Below are 22367 nucleotides of genomic sequence, written 5' to 3' on the forward strand. Positions count from 1 at the left end.
TGGAATCTCTAGATTTATTTAGTGAACAAACTGCTAAATTAATGTCTTTAAGTCCTCATAAATTACCTTATTATCAACGAGGTCATCGCGCCGAAATGCTTATCCAGTCTACCTTTGAGCTATAGTTGTCGCCCCGTCAGACTTTATCAACAGTGCTATCCCGCTCCCGATCCGCAAATTCAAGCTTTCATTGCAGAAAACGATCTCGATTTTTTGAGCGAAGATTTACCCAAAATTTTGTCTTCCATGAGATTTGGCTCAGAACGCATTCGGCAAATTGTTTTGACGTTGCGAAACTTCTCGCGAGTTGACGAAGCGGAAATGAAACAGGTCAATATTCATGAAGGTATCGATAGCACGTTAATAATTTTGCAAAATCGTCTCAAAGCTAGACCCGATCGACCAGCTATAGAAATTATCAAAGATTATGGAGATCTGCCTTTTGTAGAATGTTATGCCGGACAACTAAATCAGGTATTTATGAACTTGTTGACGAATGCCATTGATGCACTTCAGGAACAGAGGAAAGAAACCCCTGTTCCATATCTCTCGCCTTGTATCTGGATTAGTACGTCCGTTCTGAATCGGGATTGGGTGCGGATTGGGATAAAAGATAATGGGCCTGGTATGAACAACAGCATAAAAGCGCAAATATTTTACCCATTTTTTACTACTAAAGAGCCAGGTAAAGGTACTGGTTTGGGATTAGCTATCAGTTATCAAATTATTGTAGAAAAACACGGCGGCAAAATCCAGTGTTTATCTAAGCCGGGAGAGGGAGCGGAGTTTTTAATTGATATTCCTGTGCGGCAGAGCGATCGCGTACAATTAAAAGCAAGTTAATTGGGCTAGGGAAAGTCAAAAGTCAAAAGTCAAAAGTCAAAAGTCAAAAGTCAAAATTATGAATTTCTTCCTATTCCCTAACCCCGACGCCCTCACCCTTAATTAGAGGGTTTTTGCTCTGGTTGACTTTGACTTTGAGCCAGAGTAGCTTGAATTCTGGGGGTTTCTAAAAGTTTTTGCGTATCTTTAATTAGACGTTCTCCCCAAAGATTTTCTTTCAAAAACTCTACATCCCCATAGCGATCGTCCGTTTTCAGAGCTGCTTCTCCCATTGCCAAACCTTGTTCGCGATCGCCTTTAGCATAAAGCGCGACAGCTATAGCCAGTCTGGGTTCTGCCGCTTCTTTTTCAATAGCCAGCGCTGCTTCCCACTGTTTAATCGCTCCTTGCACATCGCCCTGTTCGTATTTAATCAATCCGATGTTGTTAATTGCAGGCCAGAATTTGGCATCAGATGAGACTGCTTTTTGATACTGGGCGATCGCATCGGGAAACTTCTTTAAGCGATAATAAGAGTTGCCTAAGTCGAATAAAGCTTCTGCTGAGTCAGGTTTGAGCTTCAAACCTTCTTGCAGGGAAGCGATCGCGTCTTGGTACTTCTCTTGTTGAAAATAAGCCGACCCCATCGCGAACAAAATTGATGGTTCGTCAGGTTTGAGAGACCTTGCCTGTCGTAAGGCGTCAATTCCTTTGTCCGCCTGATCTGTTTGCAAATACAAGCCGCCTAAGAGGAACCAAGCTTGATAATTTTTGGGAGCTAGCTGCGTTGCCAGTCTTGCTCGCGACAAAGCTACTTCGTATTGTTGGAATTGTGCTAATTGTGCAGCTTCTTGTGCTAGACTGATGCCCTGCTGCTCCAGCTGAGCCGAATCGAGTTGCAGCGTGTGGGGTACGAGTGCCTGTCCAGAAACTGGGCCAGCCACACTCCACATACCAAATATAAGCAGAAAATAAAACCAGGGTTTACGATTGCTAGGCACAGTACAGCCTCTAAGTCAGAAGATATCTTTAACTCACTTCAACCATACTGCATTCCATTCTGACGGACAAGTTTGTGTTCTCCCCAGACAAATTAGTTCCTGTTGAGTCCCGACCGGGCATTATTCTTGATGAATTTAACAGTTATAACAACCGAGAGCGATGGCGTCGATGGATACCCGACTGGGTGATGTCTTTACGGCACTTTAACGGTTAACATTAAGAAACATGAAGAATTAAGCGTACCTCTACGCAAATTTATTCACACTTACGCAAATATTTCGTCATTAAAGACTAGACGGCTTCTCCCAAACAGGCGACCCCCACGGCGACAGGCAGATCTTTACCCAAGAGTTGTATATGGAAATTCCCTTGATTGGCAAAAAAGTCGATCGGCGGACTCCCTGGATGATAGGGTTAATAGCCGCGACGCTTTTGACTGCCTCTGGTGGGGCTTACTTATTCCTCAATCGAGCTACACCAAAAAACTCTGATATTACGGCACTTACCGTACCTGTAGAATCAAAAAACTTGACGCTCCGAATCACCGCCAGCGGTACAGTAGTGCCATTTCAAACCGTTAACCTCAGTCCCAAAGCGACGGGTCGTGTGGCCGAGCTACTTGTCGAACAGGGAGATAAGGTAAAGCAAGGGCAGATTGTCGCTCGGATGGATGATGCAGATATTGTCGCGCAGATCGTACAGGCCAAAGCAAGATGGGAACAGGCGAAAGCTAGCTTAGCGAAAGCGCGTGCGGGAAATCGTCCAGAAGAAATTGCCCAAGCCAAAGCACGTTTGGCCCAAGCTCAAGCACAGTTAGCAGCTGCCCGTGCGGGGGCGCGTCCGGAAGAAATCGCCCAAGCTCGATCGCGTCTGGCCCAAGTCGAAGCGCAGTTAGCAGCTGCCCGTGCGGGGGCGCGTCCGGAAGAAATTGCCCAAGCTCGATCGCGTTTGGCCCAAGCCGAAGCGCAGTTAGCAGCTGCCCGTGCGGGGGCGCGTCCGGAAGAAATCGCCCAAGCTCGATCGCGTCTTTTGCAAGCCCAAGCTCAGCTAACGTCGGTACAAACAGCCAATCCCCAACAAATTGCCGCCGCCAAAGCGCAGGTAGAATCAGCGCAAGCACGGGTAGACTTAGCAAAGGAACGAGTCAATCGCTATCAAAATCTGCAACAGCAGGGCGCAATTACTCGCGATCGCTTTGACGAAGTGCTGACCGACTACCGCACGGCTACAGCTAGTGTGGAAGAAGCTCAACGCCGTTTGGCACAAGTTCAAAATGGCACTTCTCCAGCCGAAATTGCCCAGCGACAAGCGGCTGTTGCAGAAGCTCGACAGGCTTTAGAACTTCTCCAAAATGGCACCCGTCGCGAGGAAATTGCCCAGCGACAAGCGGCTGTTGCAGAAGCGCGAAAAGCATTAGAACTGTTGCAAAATGGCACTCGTCTCGAAGATATTGCTCAACGAGAAGCAGCTGTTGCAGAAGCGCGAAAAGCATTAGAACTGTTGCAAAATGGTACTCGTCTGGAAGATATTGCTCAGCGAGAAGCAGCTGTTGCAGAAGCGCGACAAGCATTAGAACTGTTGCAGAATGGCTCGCGTCCGGAAGATATTGCCCAAGCGGAAGCATCTGTTAAAGAAGCTCAGGGTCGATTGCAGCAGGTGCAAGTCCAGCTGGAAGATACGATCGTCCGCGCACCGTTTGATGGCACGATTACTCAGAAATATGCCAACGTTGGCGCTTTTGTCGCACCGGCAACATCTGGCTCCAGTACAGCTTCGGCGACTTCAACCTCGATTGTAGCGATCGCTAGAGGTTTGGAAATTTTAGCGAAAGTCCCGGAAGTAGATATCGGACAAATTAAACAGGGACAGTCGGTGGAAGTTGTGGCAGATGCTTATCCGGATAAGGTTTTCAAAGGTCGCGTGCGTCTAATTGCCCCGGAAGCTGTGATCGATCAAAATGTGACATCTTTCCAAATACGGGTAGCTCTCGATACTGGCCTTGAAGAATTGCGTTCTGGTATGAACGTCGATCTGACGTTCTTGGGCAACGAAGTGAAAAACGCCCTCATGGTGCCAACGGTCGCAATTGTTACCGAGAACGGACAGACTGGGGTGAAAGTACCCGGTACTGAGAAGAAATGCGAGTTTCGCGCCGTTACAATTGGGTCAAGCCAGGAAGACCAAACTCAGATTCTGGAAGGATTGAAGGAGGGCGATCGCATTTTCGTCGATTTGCCGAAAGAATGCCGACCGAGACCGCAGGCGTGAGCGGGGGAGTGGGGGAGTGGGGGAGTGGGGGAGTGGGGGAGAATGATCTATATACAATTCAAAATCCAAAATTCAAAATTCAAAATTCAAAATCTAAAATCCAAAATCCAAAATCCAAAATCGAACAATGGATATTTTAGAAAGCATTAAAATGGCTACCACGACATTGGTAGCAAACAAATTGCGAAGCAGTCTCACCATGTTAGGCATTATCATCGGTAACGCTTCAGTAATTGCAATGGTGGGCATTGGACAGGGGGCCCAAAAGTTAGCATCAGAGCAATTTGAATCACTCGGCCCTAACGTTTTGTTTATCATTCCCGGCAATCAGGACGCGCAAAGAAACCGCGATGTTCCGAAGACGTTGGTACTGGAAGATGCAGAAGCGATCGCACGTCAAGTTCCTTCCGTCAAAGGTGTTGCTGCTCAAATTCAAAGTAGACAAGCTGTTACTTATAGCAACAAAAATACCAATACTCAAATTCTGGGGGTGACGCCAGAATTTCTGCCAGTACGCAGCTTTAATGTTGCGAAAGGGCGGTTTTTTACTCAGCAAGATGTCAAGGCAAATACGCAAGTAGCTGTTTTGGGGCCAGATGTAGTTAAAAAACTGTTTGGCAATAAAGATCCGATCGGCCAAAGAATCAGGATCAAAAATATTAGCTTTCAAGTTATTGGCGTGATGGAACCGAAAGGTTCTTTCTTGGGAAGCAATCAAGATGACACTGTTTATACCCCTGTCACCACACTCGCTAACCGCATTATAGGGCGCACTTCTCCCTATGGCTTGGAAATATCGTTTATCTCGGTTTCTGCTAAAGATTCCAATAGCATTGGTGCAGCGCAATTTCAAATTTCCAATCTGTTGCGATTGCGCCACAAAATAACTACTGAAGATGATTTTACTGTCCGAACTCAAAAAGATGTGCTGACAATTGTCGGGACTATTACTGGTGCGCTGACCCTGATGCTGGCTGCGATCGCAGCTATATCGCTGTTTGTGGGTGGGATTGGCGTTATGAATATTATGCTGGTTTCTGTAACAGAACGCACTCACGAGATTGGACTGCGGAAAGCGATCGGCGCTACTCAGCAAGATATCCTGATTCAGTTTATGATTGAGGCAATCATTTTGTCAGCAGCTGGTGGGATAGTTGGTACTGTTATTGGCGTCAGCGGTATCATGTTAATTGGTGCTGTAACCCCTTTGAAAGCTGGGATTTCACCTGTGGCGATCGCAATAGCTGTAGGCGTTTCTGGTAGTATCGGTTTGTTCTTTGGTGTTGTACCCGCACGACGCGCCGCTAAACTAGATCCAATTGTCGCTTTGAGAAGCGCTTAATCAATTAAAAATGCAACAAATCCAAACTCAAAATCAAGAATTGAATACGGAATTTAAACCTGTAATTATTCGTCTGGAAAACATTACTAAGGTTTACGGTATAGGCGAAACTACAGTACACGCGATCCGAGATGCCAGTTTAATTGTAGAGCAAGGTGAATATTGCTCTATTATGGGAGCATCCGGATCGGGGAAATCTTCAGTTATGAATATTATCGGCTGTCTCGATCGTCCTACTTCCGGTCACTATTATTTGGATAAGGTAGATGTGTCGCAATTGGGAGATGCTGAATTAGCAAAGATTCGCAATCTTAAGTTGGGGTTTGTGTTCCAACAATTCCATCTGTTAGCGCAATTGACTGCGGTAGAAAATGTGATGTTGCCGATGGTTTACGCGGGTGTGAAAGCTGGGGAAAGACGCGATCGCGCTGTGGAAGCGCTGACAAAAGTAGGCTTGGCAAATAGATTGAACAATAAGCCGAATCAACTTTCTGGAGGACAGCAACAACGGGTGGCGATCGCACGCGCCATTGTCAATCGTCCGGTTTTATTATTAGCAGATGAACCGACGGGTGCTTTGGATTCCAAAACCACCCAGGAAGTGATGGATATTTTTACGGAATTGAATGAAAGCGGCATTACCATTGTGATGGTGACGCACGAACCTGATGTAGCGCGTCAAACTCGTCGGATTGTTTGGTTTCGCGACGGACAGGTGCTGCATTCTCATCTGAAGCCAGATGAAATTGGCCATGTGGCAATATAACCAAGATACTTGCCGATGGTTATAGTTTGACTCAGGGCTTGGCGTATAGTCAGCGGCAGCAGGTATCATTAAAGCCCAGCGCTAGCAGCATTCATCAGTGTGCTACGCCACCCTTGTTCGATCGCTTCTGCCACGATTACACCAGAAGCCTCTAGATAAAGCTTACTCAAACTTCACACTATACTTCACACTTTTGGTGTATGGTAGATCCAAGGAAGATTAGATAGTATTCCCAGAGTAGGGGTACTTACAGCTTCCATGAAAAGAAAAAGGATGGAAAGCATTGGTTAACACGAACCCACTCATCGCACAGCCACCTAGAGAGGTTCCTTTAAAGGAAGCACCTCTCATTCGTGTGCTTGCACAAGTGCGCTTCCCACCTATTCTCTCGATTCAGGACAGCAGCTTTGTTGCTCCCTTTCAGGAAGCGATTCGAGAAAATTATCCTATTCTAGATCCGGAGCAGACTCGTGGTTTTATCTTGGGTTCTCAAGGGGTAGAGCAGACCGAACTGACTACGATTTGGAGGTTTAGGGCTGCTGACGGTAACTGGCGGGTATCGCTAGCACCTGACTTCGTGGCGCTTGAGACAATTTCGTATTTAAGTCGGAGCGATTTCCTAAAACGACTGGAGAATGTACTCATAGCGCTTGATGTACATATCAAACCTCAAATCGTTCAAAGATATGGCTTGCGATATATCGATCGACTTACAGGTTCGGACACAAAAGATATCCCGAAGCTAGTGCGATCGGAGATTGCTGGTATTGTCGCAACAGAGTTGGGGAACTACCTACACCAAACGATCGCAGAGTCTCTATTTAACTTACCAAAGGAAGAGGGTCAGTTGATCGCACGGTGGGGGCTTCTACCTGCTGATACAACTATCGATATAGCAACAATTGAGGCAATTGCTGAGCCTAGTTGGGTACTAGATCTGGATATGTCCATCTCGAAACAGCAAGAATTCAGTACTGAAGCGCTTATGAGTGAAATGGAGCGGTTTGCCGAGCGAATCTATACTTTCTTCCGATGGGCGGTAACTGACGATTTTTTACGGCGCTTTGGAGGTGAGCCATGAATAGTCTGTTAACCAAAAGGCAATATTTGGGGAGTCATCGACCTATTACGGTTCCAGTTTTTCCGGCTCCTTCTGAAACAACCACTACTGAACCAATTTCTGATTGGGATTTGTTGATTGTTTCGGAGCGAACAACAAGCGGTCTTTCTTTGTCTCCCCAACCAACAGCTTCTACAGAAGCAACTCGAACCGCTCTCAACGAACTCAGAAAACTAAGTGGGTTAACATGGGAGCAACTTGCTAGGCTCTTCAATGTCTCACGAAGAAGTCTCCACTTTTGGGCAAGTGGTCAGCCACTTTCTCGTTTTAACGAAGAGAGTCTCAATCGACTGTTGGGTACTATCCGATATATCAACCGAGGTAGTGCAAGTATCAACCGCAGTATTTTACTGAGTCCTAGCAGTGACGGTAAAATACCCCTCGATCTACTGGTGGCTGGTCGGCATGAGGAGGTGAAACAGCTTATAGGTTCTGGTAATGCACCTCAAAGACCACAGCTTCAACCTCTCTCTCCAGATGCAATTGCATCGCGTATACCCCAGAAGCCAGAAGAGTTGGTTGATGCGCTTCACGATCCCATTCACCGCGAAGTCGGAAGGTCGCGAGCTGTCCGAGCGGTAAGAAGCCGCAAACCTGAAAACAAGTAATGAAGGAAGAATTAGTTCGGGAAGTAGATGCTGTTCTCAAAGAGTGGTGTCAGGGTGATTTTGTACTTGGCGAGCAAGGGTTTGTTTATCGCATCGATCCTCAGCGACCTCTGACAGAGGCATCGCTAGATGCTGTAGCGGAAGCGAGCAATCTCGATCTTGTCGAGATCGAGGTCAGAGGCTTTGTTGTGGTTACGCAAACGTGCGATATTGTGCGCCCCTGTTCTTCTCGTCCGTTTGTAGAAGTGGTTCCTCTTGTGGAAGTTGATGAACAAGATTTGCACGAGATTCAACGAAGCAGACGACCTCAGTACGCATTTATTCCAGGGGCAGCAAAACATGGCCTTGTTGCCGATCTCGATCGTGTAATGACGCTGGAAAAGTCTGTCGTTGCTCTCTGGAAGCGTCAATCTGGATGCCAAAGCGATCGAGAAGTCAGAACACTCGGTCAAGCACTTGCACGAAAACGGGTTCGTTTTGCTTTTCCTGATGACTTCACGCAATGTGCTGGAAAGCTCCAAAGTCGATTTCGAGAAAAACATCACAAGTCAAGCTCTGAGGGAGAGGCACTTCGATCTCTACGTGAAATTAGAGTACGAGCAACACCTTCTTGGAATGACTCTGAGATCCAACTGATGTTTTGGTTTATTAGGCATGAAGAACAAGTTCAGTTTCAGGGAACGGAATGGGATAAACTACTTCAACAGTGGTTGAAACTAATTCCTGAGTCAGGGCGCTTTAAATCTGTTGAAGGTCAAGTGGTTACTCTAGAGGATATTACAGCGAAAGACTATGTTGAAAGCGATCCTCTCGATCTCGAGCACCTATCTGGGTAAAGGTCTCTCGCCTCATTACTTCTCATCTATAGCTTCCACTCCATCCCACCCCTCCGGTACTCCATATAGTCGATGATGTTCGCATCGTTTTATATAAACGCTCGCCGCTTTATCTTGGGGATTGACTTGTAAAACTTCCTGAAATATTTGTTGCGCTTCTTCAAATTGTTTTTGGTAGTACAGAAATACCGCTACTTCAAAACGCGCCTGAGTTTGACTCTTTAATCGCTTTTGTTCTGGCTCATCTCCCTCATACACTTCAAACACGGCGACGGCTGATTTTTTCCCTTTTACTGTCACACGATCCAAAAATCGGAAGTGTTGTTCTTGATAATAATCCAGACAACAAAGGGTTTTATGACTGATTAAAATACCCGCTCCGTAAAGCTTGGTCAATCCTTCCAAACGAGAAGCTAAATTAACCGCATCGGCAATTACTGTGGTTTCCATTCTTTCTGATTCGCCAATCGTTCCTAACATTAAATTGCCTGTGTGCAAACCAATGCCGATCGCAATCGGTGGGTAACCCATTTTTTGCCGATCTTGGTTGTAAGTTTCTACTTCTTTTTGCATGGCGATCGCAGCTTGCACCGCATCATTGGCAGATTCAGGAAATAATGCCATAATTGCATCGCCAATATATTTATCGATAAAGCCGTTATGCTGGCGAATCGCCGGACTGACTCGACTTAAATAAGAGTTGATGAAATTAAACGTCTCTTGCGGCGTCATCGCTTCCGATAAAGTTGTGAAGGAGCGAATATCAGAAAACATTACCGTCATTTGTTGCTGTACTTGGTCGCCCAATCTAACATCAATAATACTTTCTTTCTCCAAAAATTTCAGAAAATTGCGCGGCACAAATCGCCCGTAAGCTGAAGTCAACTTGGCGAGAGAAATATGGGTTTTGATGCGAGCTAACATTTCTTTTTTTTGAATCGGCTTCGATAAATAATCATTGGCTCCCGATTCAAATCCTTCTACGATATCTGTGACTTGATTTTTCGCAGTGAGCATAACAATGGGAAGTTCGTAGGCGGGAAAGCGATCGCGTATTTTTTGCGCCACTTCATAACCCGTCATCCGTGGCATCATCACATCTAGTAAAATCAAGTCAGGAATAAAACCATCTTCCATTACCGCCAAAGCTTCTTGTCCGTTACTTGCTTCCGTAATCGCGTAATTGTACAGAGAAAGATTGTTGATTAGTACCTGGCGATTAATCGGTTCGTCATCGACGATCAAAACTTTGAACTGTTTTTGAGTATTAATCGTCGCTTCTAAATGTTGACTGAGTATTGAGGTTGTTAACTCTATATTTTGGTTGTCTTTGATAGCAATAACAGGTCTTGAAATTTCCACTTTACCGATGGAGGAGATGGGTAAAGTAAATGTAAATTGCGAACCTTCTCCCACTTTAGACTTAACGCTAAGTTCACCTCCATGCAATTGCACCAATTTTTTCGTGACTGCCAATCCCAGTCCCGTTCCGCCATAATCTCTCGCCGTAGAACCTTCTGCTTGTTCAAATGATTCAAATATCCGGTCAAATTTCTCTTCAGGAATGCCAATCCCGGTATCGGAAACGGTAATTTGAATTTTGCATTTGGCATTTGGGATTTGGGATCGGTCAGCGCTGGCTAATACCTTTTCAAAAGGCACCAATTCTGCTAGGACTTCCACTGTGCCAGCAGGTGTGAATTTAATCGCATTGCCGACAAGATTATGCAAAATTTGTTGCAAGCGATTTTCGTCAGCTTCTGCGGGGGGAAAGTCAGCCGGAATAGAATTGATCAATTTCAAATTTTTGTGAGCAACTAGCGGCTGACTGAGGGTAAGAATCACATTGGTAATCGATCGCAAGTCTACAGGTTTGAGTTGCAGTTCGATATTCTTGTGTCTGAGTTTGGAGAAGTCGAGAATGTCATTGATTAAATTGGACAGACGGCGACCGCTCGATACAATTAAATTCAGGTTGGCTTGTGTAGTTTGTGGGAGTTCTCCAGTTGCACCATCAATCAGAGATTCGGCGATCCCGATAATGCCGTTGAGGGGAGTGCGAAGTTCGTGGGATGTGTTGGCAAGGAATTCGTTTTTGAGTTGGTCGAGATGTTTTAAGTCTTCATTTTGCTTTTCTAGAGCGGCAAAGTAATCTTGGAGTTGCTTTGCCATGCTATTAAATGAATTTGTCAGCTTTTCAATTTCGATGATATTGCTAGGTTCGATGTGCTGTTCTAACTTACCTGCGGCAATTTCTTCCGAGGCAACAGAGACTTTTAACATTGGGCGGGTAATCCACCGTGCGGTGAGAATGCCAACAATAATTGCCAACAACAATGCTAGGCTACATAACAAAAGGGTATGTCGGGTATTGGCATAAATTTGCGCCATAAAGTCGGATTCGGGGATAACTACGACAGCTAGCCAATCGATACCTCGTCCATCCCGAATTGGCATGACCTCAACGTAGTGCCATGAATTTTCGATCTTAAACTTGAGGTTTTGACTGCCATCTATCGCTGCGAAGTCACCAAAATGTTCTTTTAAATAGCGAGTAGTAGAACTTACTATCTCATTTTGACTGTTATCTGCGGGAATGCGATCGATCTCCCGGTCTTTCCCTTCACCTTTGATAATGAACGGCTGGCTAATAGTTGAGCTAGCAATTAGTTCGCCCGATCGCTCGATAATAAAACTCTGCCCGTTTGGACTGATATTTAGACTTTTGAGGAAATCTGTAATTTGTCTCAAACTGAGGTTGATTGATAAAACTCCCAGAAGCTTATTATTAGAGTCGTAAATAGGGCGAACAGGAGAAACTACCAGAGAAGTATTTTCGCGAGAAAAGGAAGAAAAGATCGGACTCCAAGTGGCTTTGCCAGCAAGTTTTGCCGCTTCATACCAAGGGCGGGTGCGGGGGTCGTACTCCGCCGACTTCAATAGTTTTTGTTTCCCGCCAAATTCGTCTAACAAATAAATCTCCCGAATCGGTGCAGTAGCAGTTGTCCGCAGTCTGAGTTCGGCGCTACCATCTTCCATGCGTTCGACGCCGACAAACTCGCCTCGATCGTTCCCAAAGTAAATATAACTTTCCAGTTTTTCCTTTTGCACCACCTGCCAGAAATAGCGCCGCAATCCAGGAAAGTTATCTAGCTGTAAATTACGACTCTGCACGCCGGCTTCAATGAGTACGAGAACGTTATAAGATTTATCGAGATAGTCCGAAACGTGCTGATTGATGCGGACACCAATTTCTTTATTTAACTGAGTTGCCAGGTCATCGATCGCTCGCTGTCCGTTGCGGAAGGAGAGGTAGCCGACTAAGCCTACAGCAGCAACGATTTGCAAGAAAAAGGGAACCACCAGCATCGTTCGCAGACGAACTTTTCCGGAGATGTTGTATAAAGCGCCTTTTAATATGAGCATCGCGAAGCAGTTGGTTTACTTAAGGATGATTTAGATAGATAGTTGCACACCTGGTAATTAGTCGAAGTTCGGAATAAGGATGAGATCGAGATAGCCGAATATTACTTAAAATCCAAATCTGCCACACCTTCCCATCCTTCGGGAACGCCATATAGTTGATAGTGCTGACAGCGTTTCACATAAAGCATCGCCGCCTTATCTTCTGGGTTGATAGCTAATATTTCTGTAAATATTTGTTGTGCTGTATCAATATGTTGCTCATTATAAGCTATCGTCGCTTGCTCGAACATTGTCCGCGTCTGCATTTTTAACTGATTGGATAAGCTCAGGGATTCATCATAGATTTCATAAATCGCGACAGGTTCTTTTTTCCCTTTCACCCGCACGCGATCGAGAAATCTATCTTGATAATTTTTAAATCGATCCGCACCGGATATAGTATATTCGCTCACCAATATTCCGGCTCCATAATGCTTAGTTAATCCTTCCAAGCGAGAAGCTAAATTAACTGCATCGGCAATCACTGTTGTTTCCATTCTTTCTGATTCGCCTATCGTTCCCAACATTAAATTTCCCGTGTGCAAACCAATCCCGATCGAGATCGGAACATAACCTTGTTCTTGTCGATGTTTGTTATATAGTGCGACTTGTTTCTGCATCATCAGAGATGCTTGCACCGCATCCGAGGCTGAGTTAGCAAACAACGCCATAATCGCATCGCCAATATATTTATCAATAAAGCCATTGTGCTGGCGAATAATTGGACTCACTTCGCTTAAATAGGAATTGATAAAATTAAAAGTCTCTGGTGGTGTCATCGCTTCTGACAAAGTTGTAAAGGAACGAATGTCAGAGAACAAAATAGTCATTTCTTGCTGGACTTGATCGCCTATCTCAACATCAATAATGCTTTCTTTTTCTAAAAATTTCAAAAAATTACGCGGCACAAATCGCCCATAAGCTAAAGTCAGTTTTGCCAGAGAAATATGGGTTCTAATCCGAGCTAGCATTTCCTGCTTTTGAACCGGCTTGGACAGGTAATCATTGGCTCCCGATTCAAATCCCTCCACGATATCTGTGACTTGATTTTTGGCGGTGAGCATCACAATGGGGAGTTCGGAAGCAGGAAAGCGATCGCGAATTTTTTGGGCTACTTCATAACCTGTCATGCGCGGCATCATCACATCGAGTAAAATTAAGTCCGGGATAAAGCCTTTTTCCATAATTTCCAAAGCTTCTTGTCCGTTACTCGCTTCTGTAAGCGTGTAATTGTACAAAGATAGATTGTTAACCAATACCTGACGATTTACGGGTTCATCATCAACTATTAAAACTTTAAATTGTTTGTTGTTGGGTGAGCCAGAAGTAGTGTTTTGAATTGATATTAGAGTAGCTAATTCAGAAGTCTCGCTGTCTCGAATTGCACTAATTGCTTGAGTCGATCGATCTTGGTTCTGCGAGATGGCCAAGGTAAAGGTAAATTGCGAACCTTCTCCTAACTTAGACTGCACCCTAATTTCACCGCCGTGTAATTCTACCAGTTCTTTCGTCACGGCTAATCCCAGTCCCGTACCGCCATATTCTCTAGCCGTAGATCCTTCAGCTTGTTCAAAAGATTCAAAGATGCGATCGAGTTTATCTTCTGCGATACCAATTCCTGTATCAGCAACGGTAATTGCTAATAGTTGATTTTTGATTGTTAATGGCTCATAGCTATTAACTATTTTGGCGGATATTTCTACCTTACCATGATGTGTGAATTTGATGGCGTTACCGATGATATTGTGGAGAATTTGTTGGAGGCGATTTTCATCTGCTTCTGCGCTGGGGAAGTCTTCAGGAACCGCGTTTAGAAGTTCCAAATTTTTGCTTTTCGCTAGGGGTTGACTGAGTGCGATCACCACATTGGTAATTGCTCTGATATCTACAGGTTTGAGTTGCAGTTCTAGGTTTTCGTATCTGAGTTTAGCAAAGTCGAGAATGTCATTAACTAAGCTGGACAAACGGCGACCGCTGGAGACAATTAAGTTGAGGTTAGCTTGGGTAGTTGGAGATATTTCTCCAGTTGCACCATCAATGATAGATTCAGCAATACCAATAATACCGTTGAGGGGAGTGCGAAGTTCGTGGGAGGTGTTGGCAAGGAATTCGTCTTTGAGTCTATCCAAACGTTGTAAGTCTGCATTTTTAGCTGACAAAGAGGCAAATGATTCTTTCAACTGGCGTGCCATTTGGTTAAAAGATTCAGCTAAAACTGCCAATTCCTCAATGCTTTTGACTTTGACAAAATTGTCTAATTCTCCATTGGCAAGGTTGGCATTAGCAGCTTGCTTCGCTAATGTGCGAGAAGCTTCGCTTAACTGGTAAATCGGTTGAGTAATCCAGCGTGAAGTGAAGATTCCCAGCACGGTAGATACTGCCAATGCACCCAAGCATAAAAAGATAGTATGGCGCGTGTTTTGGTGAATGCGCTCCATAAAATCTGCTTCGGGAACGACCACCACAATTAACCAGTCCAATCCTTGGTCGTCCCGTAAGGGTGTTACTTGTACAAACTGGCGTTGACCGTCAATAAAAAACTCAAGCTGTTCCGATCTCGCTTTGGCAACCTTGCCAAAGCGATTTTTTAAATGTTGTGCTGTAAGTCGAATTAATTGATTGCTACTATTGATTGCCAATTGTTGTTCCTCTTGACTGTCATTAGCAATATTAGAGGCGTTTTCATCAGCGGAGGAAGCTACTAGCAACCCAGAGCGATCGATCACAAAAATTTGTCCTGACTTACTGACTTTGATGCCTTTGAGAAATTCAGATATTTCTGAGAGAGTACGGTAAGTAAAAACTACTCCCAGCAATTTTTTAGTTTTGTCATAGACGGGTTCAGAGAGAGAAATAATTAGTTTTTTATTGACAAAGTGTGGAAAAACTGGGCTCCACACCGATTTGCCAGCTCGCTGTGCAGCTATATACCAGGGTCTATTTCGAGCATCATAATTTTTGACCGCACTGAGCAGTTTGGTTGGATTCCCTCCATTATCTAGGGCATAAGTACGAAAGTCGCCACTAACCTTGTCCGTTGTGTTCAGTAAAAAACCGTTTCCTACCCGTTCAACGGATGTGTTTAACCCCTGATTGCTACCAAAGCCACAAAGATTTACCGAAGGATAGAATATCTGCACCAACTCCCAGCACTGTTTTCTCTGGCTGTCAAAGTCCTCTATACTCCAATAACCGCTACGTATAGCCTTTATATTTATTTGATTCACTTTACGAGGTGCATCCAAATAATTAGCGATTTTCTGCTGAATGCGGACGCTTACTTCGTTGTGCAGTTGGCTTGCTAGGTCATTAACTGCTCTGTGTCCGTTGCGAAATGAGAGATACCCTGTCAGCCCAACTGCGCCGAATATTTGGATCGCAAAGGGTACAAGCAAGACTTGGCGCAGCGGGATTTTTTTGGGAATTTTGGAAACAATATATTTTAGAGGTTGCATTGATATTAGGGTAGTCGTTCCATTTATTAATGGATTACATTAGACCTCTCCACAAAAGAATCTCTCTCGGCAGGCTGGATGCCTACCCCACAAGAATTTTTGAAGATGTCTATTGAGAGCATCGGACTCAGACCAAGGTGTTTCGGTATCAGTTGCGGAATTAACCCTCTAGCCAGTGCAGCCACCAACTGATTGTGGAAGTCTGACCAATATTCTGGCCCTTCCAAGTAAGGGTTCATTCCAGGAAATGGGTTAGGCATAGGACTTATAGCTTAAGGATTCATCATTTTGTTGGGTTTTTTACTTCACTTTAACTAAAAAGTAAAGCTGGTTCCGATCGCATCTCTACTTCGATCGAATGATGCTAAATTTTAATCGATGTAGTATATGATGCAGTCTAACAAATAGTTGCTCCGCTACACGGTCGTAGAACAGACTCCTTTGCCCGATAAATAGCTCATTTCGCCTACATTGACAAGTTTTTGGCTCTTTTAACGGAAAGATCGCACAAATCGACCAGACCAACTGCGACAGCGCCCGATCGCAAACCTTTGAAAATACCCATTGCGTTTTTGCCGCAGCCTGGTTAGGATGTAAAGTCATAAGCATTAAATACGGTATTCCTAGCAATTAACCGTAGATTCTAAGGAGAACGTGGGATGGGTCTGTGGCAGGGTAGAAAAAAACCAGGGTTATCGGCAGTTGAGCCGGTGACTCGTCGAGCAGCTGAGTTATGGAGGTACACAGGAAATTGGTGCAAACAGCAGTTGAGAGGCAAGTTAAAGTTTAGTTCCCTAAAGGGCTTTGTGTCCTTATTCTTAGTTGGTGTGAGTATAAGTGCCGCGATCGCATCCTGCTCTCCTAACAATACCAGCCCCAGCGCCACATCGACAGGTGCAGCTAGCCCAGCTGCAAAATCTGGCGACATCGAACTGACCCTCGTTTCCTACGCAGTCACCCGCGCCGCCTACGAAAAAATAATTCCCCAGTTCGCAGCCAAGTGGAAACAGGAACACAATCAAAATGTGACCTTCAACCAAAGCTACGGCGGGTCTGGTTCGCAAGCGCGTGCGGTAATTGATGGTTTGGAAGCAGATGTAGTGGCGTTAGCTTTAGCGCTGGATACCAAAAAAGTCGAGCAAGCTGGATTGATCTTACCCGGATGGGAAAGCGAAGCTCCCAATAATGCGATCGTCACTAAATCCGTCGCCGCCTTAGTCACTCGCGATGGGAATCCCAAAGGAATTCAAACTTGGGCAGATTTAGCAAAAGATGGCGTCAAAGTGATTACCGCTAACCCCAAAACTTCCGGTGGCGCACGCTGGAATTTCTTGGGTTTGTGGGGTGCAGTAACGCGCACTGGAGGAGACGAAGCCAAAGCCGAAGAATTTGTCACCAAAGTTTACAAAAATGTACCCGTTCTACCCAGAGATGCTCGCGAAGCCAGCGATGCCTTTTTCAAACAAGCTCAAGGAGATGTCTTGATCAACTATGAAAACGAAGTGATTCTGGCTGGGTTAAATGGAGAAAAACTTCCTTACGTTGTACCGGATGTAAATATCTCGATCGACAATCCGGTTGCCGTTGTAGATAAAAACGTCGATAAACACGGCACCAGAGCAGTTGCAGAGGCATTTGTCCAGTTTTTGTACACCCCAGAAGCGCAACGAGAATTTACCAAAGTTGGCTTTCGACCCGTCGATTCCACAGTAGAACAAGAAGTAGCCAATCAATTTGCCAAAATCAAAACTCTCTTCACCGCACAAGATTTAGGTGGTTGGGATGAAATCCAGAAGAAGTTTTTTGATGATGGCGCAGTTTTTGACAAAATTCAGTCTGGCAAATAATGACTGAATTGGGGTGTAGCGTGGAGAGGAATCTCCGCCCCACTCCCCCCACCCTACTCAATGCTTGCTGAAAAAAGGAGCTGACCGTGACTGCCATCTTCGTCGGCTATCTAGCCATAAGTTACACATTTTCTGGCTTTTTTTGCTATTTAGCTTTTCTGAAGAATTCCAAAAAACAGGTTGAGCCAAAAGAATTGCAAAGCCAGCAAATGCCGTTAAAAAGCTTTGCGCTGACGCTATTGTGGCCTGTTTGGATGATTCGGGAAAGTCTGAGGGACAAAAGCAGGCTCGACGATCGCATTTATCTTTTAGAACCACAAAACCTCTGTCCCGAAGCGTGGTTTGAATTTGCCCCTCAAACAGATAGCAGTTGGCAGAACATCCCAAAGCATCCGTTGGAATCGGTTAGCTCGACACCGCAGCGAATTAAAATAGAGATTCCTCAAAATTATCAAGAAGAACCTGTAATTTCCCGCCTAACCTCCGAATATGGTCTAACATTCAATATTACAGAGGCAATCCTCGAAAAGAGTAACATAGGAAATGGGTTAGTCGCTCTTGAATTATATGGCACACCTCAACAAATTCAATCGGCTCTTGATTACCTTTGGCACCTAAATGTAAAAATTTTGGAAATTAATTGCTCATAGTTCAAAGTTATATTGTTTGGAAATAAACAATCAACAATAAACCGCGATCTGCAAGCAATTCGCAAGTGACAATTAACCGCAAAGAAAGACTTATGAGTGTATCTGTTCATCCCGCATCGACTCCAGCTTGGAAAAACTATCTGTATCAGGTAGGCAAACTTTCCTGGCCGTGGCGAATTACATTGGGTTATCTTAGCATAATGCTAATATTGCCCGTATCGGCGCTGATATTAAAAGCGAGTACAGAAAGTCCGATTAACTTTTGGAGAATTGCGACCGCTCCCGTAGCGCTGGCTACCTATGACGTTACTTTTGTGACATCCTTGATTGCAGCAGCAATTAATGGAATATTTGGCTTTTTAATTGCATGGGTTTTAGTCAGGTACGATTTCCCCTTAAAGCGATTTGTTGAAGCTGCGATCGACTTACCTTTTGCCTTACCGACTTCCGTGGCTGGTTTAACTTTAGCAACCGTGTACAGCGAAAACGGCTGGATCGGTTCTCTGCTAGCACCGTTGGGAATAAAAGTAGCCTTTACTCGCTTAGGAGTAGGTGTCGCAATGCTGTTTATTTCCTTGCCATTTATAGTCAGAACTTTGCAGCCGGTGATGCAACAAATGGAAAAGGAAATTGAAGAAGCATCCTGGTCTTTAGGTGCATCTCAATGGCAAACATTTTGGCGCGTTGTTTTACCCCCGTTGATGCCAGCACTTTTAACTGGTGTCGCCCTGGGATTTGCTCGTGCTGTTGGCGAATACGGTTCCGTTGTGATTGTAGCTTCCAACGTTCCATTTAAAGACTTAATCGCATCCGTGCTGATTATTCAAAGATTGGAACAATACGACTATTCTGGCGCAACAGTGATTGGTGTCGTTCTGTTGGGAATCTCACTGTTAATACTCTTAGCAATTAACCTTATACAAGCTTGGGGGCGACGTTATGAACTCTAATTTAGCAGGGCATTCTTTCCAGCCAAATTCCCAGGATTCCCCATCCTCTTCATCCAAAGAAGAACGCACCTGGGTAAAAGTAGTTCTGATTGTGGTAGCGATCGCCTACTTATCGTTAATCTTGTTTATTCCTGCCGTTAACGTCTTTGTACAAGCATTTAAACAAGGCGTCGGCCCTTTTTTAAACAACCTCACAGAACCTCACTTTCTCCACGCCGTAAACCTGACCCTATTAATTGCTCTGATTGTCGTGCCTGTAAACACGATATTTGGATTGTGTGCAGCTTGGGTAATTGCACGCAATCAATTTCGCGGTCGCACCTTTCTAATTAGTCTTTTAGACATACCATTTGCGGTATCCCCAGTTGTAGCTGGACTGATGATTGTTCTTCTCTACGGACGCAATGGTTGGTTTGGCCCACTCCTACAAGCGTTAGACATTAAAATTCTTTTTGCCACACCTGCAATGGTACTGGCGAGTTCATTTATCACCCTGCCTTTTGTCGCCCGCGAAGTGATTCCCGTTTTGGAAGAAGCTGGTTCCGAACAGGAAGAAGCCGCTAAAACTTTGGGTGCAAATGACTGGCAAGTATTCTGGCGCGTCACCCTACCCAATATTAGTTGGGGTTTGCTTTACGGTGTAATTTTGACCAACGCCAGAGTCATGGGCGAGTTTGGTGCGGTTTCGGTTGTATCTGGCAATATTGCCGGGAAAACTCAAACTTTGCCGCTGTTTGTAGAAGAAGCTTACAAGCAATACCAGACTCAAGCAGCGTTTTCTGCTGCCGTACTACTTGCTGGTTTGGCATTTGTCACGTTGGTTTTGAAAGAAATTTTGGAACGTAAAACCAAAATTAAAGAAGTTGAATGAGACAAATTTACTAATTTCAAATTTTAGATTTCGGATTTAAAATTTATTTTTTCCATCTGAAATCTAAAATTTGAAATCTGAAATTACCTCTTACCCATTCAGGAGGATATTTATCTAATCGTAGGGTGGATTAAGCACGGCCCATAAGTTTAACAATTTCAACCAACAATTAACTTGCCGTGCCGTAACCTATTATGTACACATCTTTAACATAGCAAAGACTTTATACCATAAACCTGAAAGATCCGGAGTAAAAAATGGTACTTCAAAACAGCAACAACATTCCATCAGAGCAATTTGATACCTCTGCATTAAGTAAGGAATTAGACCTTCCTACTTCTCCTGATGACAACAGACACACACAAGTTAGGATTCGGGTTCGCATCCCCAAACATTATCATGAGGAACCAATTATTTCACAGTTGATTTCTCAACACGGCGTCACAGTCAACATCGCCGCTGCATTACTTTCAGCCAATGCACGAGATGATGGCTGGTTTGACTTGGAACTCAAAGGTACTTCTGGGCAAATTCGCAGCGCTTTAATTTACATCAATGACTTGGATCTAGAAGTTTGGCATGATTCTAACTTCCAAGAAGAAAGTTGGTGATTGATAGAACTTTATTTCAGTTTTGCAGACGGTTGCTTACCCTCTGGAAGCAGCCATAAAAGCATCTTGTTTTATTTTGACCGATACAGAAAGTAAGCAGAGTTTGGTGCAGTATCGTTTATTTCGGAAAACTTTATTCGCCAAACTCATACCTTGTCACTGTTTCTGATATAGCAACCGCCAGGGCTGTTAGGGCATCCTAAAACGCCAGAAGCAATGCACAGCAAGCATTTCAATGAGTGACTTTTGAATGATTGACTTTTGACTTTTGCTATACTTCCCCGCTAAAAAGACGGGGGCTCCCTATGTCCCGCTATACCTGGTAAATAGTGTTTAAAAAGATTAGATAGAAACAGCTTTGCTAACTGCTGTTCCTCGCCCATTTAGCCTAAGTCACCTTTGTCTTTAAGTAAACCCTGGAGGAGCTTAAAACCGCGTTCGAGAGGTAGATGGCTAATCACTAATCTTTGGGTTTAGGCCATGCTGTTTTCAATTGCCCAGCGTGCCAGTTCTGTGCGGTTATGCAGACCTGTTTTGCCCAGCATATTGGATACGTGGCTTTCGACAGTGCGCTGGCTGACATTTAGTTCATCGGCAATTTCACGATTAGCTAAACCCCGCGCTACGTGCTGTACTACTTTTAGTTCGGTCGGAGTTAACTGCACATCGAAGGGAACGTGGATTCTCTGTCCATCTTCTCCCTTACTATGGTGAGCGATCAAACGTTCGGTATGTTTCAAGGAAGACTCCACTTGAGCCACTAATTCTTCTGGCTCAAATGGTTTAACCATGTATACATCTGCACCTGTGTTGAGACCTTTTACTTTGTCTTGGCTTTGACCTTTAGCGGAAAGGAATAAAACCGGAATCCAACTGGTTTCTGGATTTTCCCTAACGTGCTTCACGAAGGTATAGCCGTCCATCTCCGGCATCATTACGTCGCAGATAATCAGGTGGGGTTTATCGGTCTCCAACAATTCCAGGGCTTCGCGCCCATTTTCTGCTGTAAGCACCTCATATCCCCGAAATTCCAGATAATCCTTGACTAGCAGGATTAGGTTGGGGTCATCATCAATCAGTAGCAATCGTTTTGTATCTCTGAGGCGAGGTTCTTTCATGCTGTGCCACTGGTCCTAGCGAGGAGGTTAATTAACTTTGTCAATGGCCTTACCTTTGTTACCTGCATGATGCCGATCGAGCTGTTGCGTATGACCTGTGAGCAAGGTAACAACCGCAATACTGCACTGGGAGTCAGCATTCTCTGGAAACATCGGCAAGTCCAGTAGTAATACGTAAGTATGGTGTTCAATTGCAATGATAGTATGGAAAGTTTACAGAGATCAAGCCACAAACCCCACTCGCTACTGGAGTTGGGCTCGATCTGTCACTGGCAAGATAAATGGCAATTTGTGAATCATAAACTGGCCAAACAGCTATGGAATGGCGAACTTTAAGACGCCTATTCTTGACAGAGGAAACTCTATTGTCAATTTACGAAGTGTAATTTGGGTTGCTACCTTGTGAAGCATAATTTGGCATTTTACGCCAATTTATGCTTCAATTGACATAAAATCAGATGATTTGCTTTCAATTATGCGGTTTGGAAAATCTCGATTTGATGAGATTGCGAACCAGATCTTTCCTAGATTCAAATTTTTACTTAGTTAACTAACAGTACTCTGATGCAGCATTAATCCTTCAAGCATAGCTGGAATTCCTGTAGACTCAAACAGTAGTCAACCTTTGGGCTCTGG

18 protein-coding genes are annotated in these 22367 nt (G+C 44.4%); 12 read left to right on the forward strand and 6 right to left on the reverse strand.

What is annotated here, in order from left to right; translation table 11 throughout:
* Positions 1–114: 114 nt before the first annotated feature.
* Positions 115–843, forward strand: coding sequence for a sensor histidine kinase (locus ACE1CD_RS02030; protein WP_374821215.1), 729 nt, complete (start codon positions 115–117; stop codon positions 841–843).
* 98 nt (positions 844–941) lie between these two features.
* Here ACE1CD_RS02030 and ACE1CD_RS02035 read toward each other — a convergent pair whose 3' ends face one another.
* The gene (locus tag ACE1CD_RS02035; protein ID WP_374799290.1) at positions 942–1823 is read right to left on the reverse strand and encodes a tetratricopeptide repeat protein; all 882 of its coding nucleotides are present in this window, start codon (positions 1821–1823) and stop codon (positions 942–944) included.
* 358 nt (positions 1824–2181) lie between these two features.
* Here ACE1CD_RS02035 and ACE1CD_RS02040 point away from each other — a divergent pair, with 358 nt between their 5' ends.
* The 6 genes from ACE1CD_RS02040 (at position 2182) to ACE1CD_RS02065 (ending at position 8764) form a co-directional block, all read left to right on the forward strand.
* Complete coding sequence (locus tag ACE1CD_RS02040; RefSeq protein WP_374821218.1) at positions 2182–4092, forward strand: efflux RND transporter periplasmic adaptor subunit; 1911 nt, start codon at positions 2182–2184, stop codon at positions 4090–4092.
* Between the two features lie 127 nt (positions 4093–4219).
* A complete protein-coding gene (locus tag ACE1CD_RS02045) occupies positions 4220–5434 on the forward strand; it encodes an ABC transporter permease (protein WP_374799286.1) in 1215 nt (404 codons plus the stop codon).
* A gap of 10 nt (positions 5435–5444) precedes the next feature.
* Entirely contained in the window at positions 5445–6200 is a 756-nt protein-coding gene (locus ACE1CD_RS02050) for an ABC transporter ATP-binding protein (protein ID WP_374799284.1), read from the forward strand.
* 283 nt (positions 6201–6483) lie between these two features.
* On the forward strand, positions 6484–7281 hold the full coding sequence (locus ACE1CD_RS02055; protein ID WP_374799282.1) for a TIGR04255 family protein: 798 nt from the start codon (positions 6484–6486) through the stop codon (positions 7279–7281).
* Positions 7278–7928, forward strand: coding sequence for a helix-turn-helix domain-containing protein (locus ACE1CD_RS02060; RefSeq protein ID WP_374799280.1), 651 nt, complete (start codon positions 7278–7280; stop codon positions 7926–7928). The genes ACE1CD_RS02055 and ACE1CD_RS02060 overlap by 4 nt, the downstream gene beginning before the upstream one ends.
* Positions 7928–8764 carry a hypothetical protein gene (locus ACE1CD_RS02065; protein ID WP_374799278.1) on the forward strand — a complete coding sequence of 279 codons (837 nt, stop codon included), beginning with the start codon at positions 7928–7930 and terminating at the stop codon, positions 8762–8764. The genes ACE1CD_RS02060 and ACE1CD_RS02065 overlap by 1 nt, the downstream gene beginning before the upstream one ends.
* Positions 8765–8779: 15 nt before the next feature.
* Here ACE1CD_RS02065 and ACE1CD_RS02070 read toward each other — a convergent pair whose 3' ends face one another.
* The 3 genes from ACE1CD_RS02070 to ACE1CD_RS02080 all read right to left on the reverse strand — a co-directional run bounded on the left by ACE1CD_RS02070 (position 8780) and on the right by ACE1CD_RS02080 (position 15944).
* The gene (locus tag ACE1CD_RS02070; protein WP_374821221.1) at positions 8780–12190 is read right to left on the reverse strand and encodes an ATP-binding protein; all 3411 of its coding nucleotides are present in this window, start codon (positions 12188–12190) and stop codon (positions 8780–8782) included.
* Positions 12191–12291: 101 nt separating this feature from the next.
* Positions 12292–15684 (reverse strand): response regulator, encoded by a 3393-nt coding sequence (locus ACE1CD_RS02075; protein ID WP_374821223.1) that lies wholly within the window; start codon positions 15682–15684, stop codon positions 12292–12294.
* Positions 15685–15710: 26 nt separating this feature from the next.
* Positions 15711–15944 carry a DUF4058 family protein gene (locus tag ACE1CD_RS02080; protein WP_374821226.1) on the reverse strand — a complete coding sequence of 78 codons (234 nt, stop codon included), beginning with the start codon at positions 15942–15944 and terminating at the stop codon, positions 15711–15713.
* Between the two features lie 399 nt (positions 15945–16343).
* On the opposite strand from ACE1CD_RS02080, the gene ACE1CD_RS02085 reads away from it, so the two are divergent.
* From ACE1CD_RS02085 to ACE1CD_RS02105, 5 genes are all read left to right on the forward strand, one after another.
* Positions 16344–17531, forward strand: coding sequence for a sulfate ABC transporter substrate-binding protein (locus ACE1CD_RS02085; RefSeq protein WP_374799270.1), 1188 nt, complete (start codon positions 16344–16346; stop codon positions 17529–17531).
* 86 nt (positions 17532–17617) lie between these two features.
* Complete coding sequence (locus ACE1CD_RS02090) at positions 17618–18181, forward strand: NIL domain-containing protein (RefSeq protein WP_374821229.1); 564 nt, start codon at positions 17618–17620, stop codon at positions 18179–18181.
* A 92-nt stretch (positions 18182–18273) separates the two neighbouring features.
* A complete protein-coding gene (gene cysT / locus ACE1CD_RS02095) occupies positions 18274–19131 on the forward strand; it encodes a sulfate ABC transporter permease subunit CysT (RefSeq protein ID WP_374799266.1) in 858 nt (285 codons plus the stop codon).
* Positions 19121–20002 carry a sulfate ABC transporter permease subunit CysW gene (gene cysW, locus ACE1CD_RS02100; RefSeq protein ID WP_374799264.1) on the forward strand — a complete coding sequence of 294 codons (882 nt, stop codon included), beginning with the start codon at positions 19121–19123 and terminating at the stop codon, positions 20000–20002. The genes cysT and cysW overlap by 11 nt, the downstream gene beginning before the upstream one ends.
* Positions 20003–20259: 257 nt before the next feature.
* Positions 20260–20613: an NIL domain-containing protein gene (locus ACE1CD_RS02105; RefSeq protein WP_190465843.1), complete on the forward strand. Its 354-nt coding sequence runs from the start codon at positions 20260–20262 to the stop codon at positions 20611–20613.
* Positions 20614–21086: 473 nt separating this feature from the next.
* Here ACE1CD_RS02105 and ACE1CD_RS02110 read toward each other — a convergent pair whose 3' ends face one another.
* Complete coding sequence (locus ACE1CD_RS02110; protein WP_190465842.1) at positions 21087–21731, reverse strand: response regulator transcription factor; 645 nt, start codon at positions 21729–21731, stop codon at positions 21087–21089.
* A gap of 27 nt (positions 21732–21758) precedes the next feature.
* Positions 21759–21884, reverse strand: a complete 126-nt coding sequence (locus ACE1CD_RS02115) for a hypothetical protein (RefSeq protein ID WP_374821232.1) — start codon at positions 21882–21884, stop codon at positions 21759–21761.
* Positions 21885–22367: the final 483 nt, after the last annotated feature.

The sequence above is a fragment of the Aerosakkonema sp. BLCC-F183 genome, from assembly GCF_041929145.1.
In the GTDB taxonomy this organism is placed as follows: Bacteria; Cyanobacteriota; Cyanobacteriia; order Cyanobacteriales; family Aerosakkonemataceae; genus Aerosakkonema.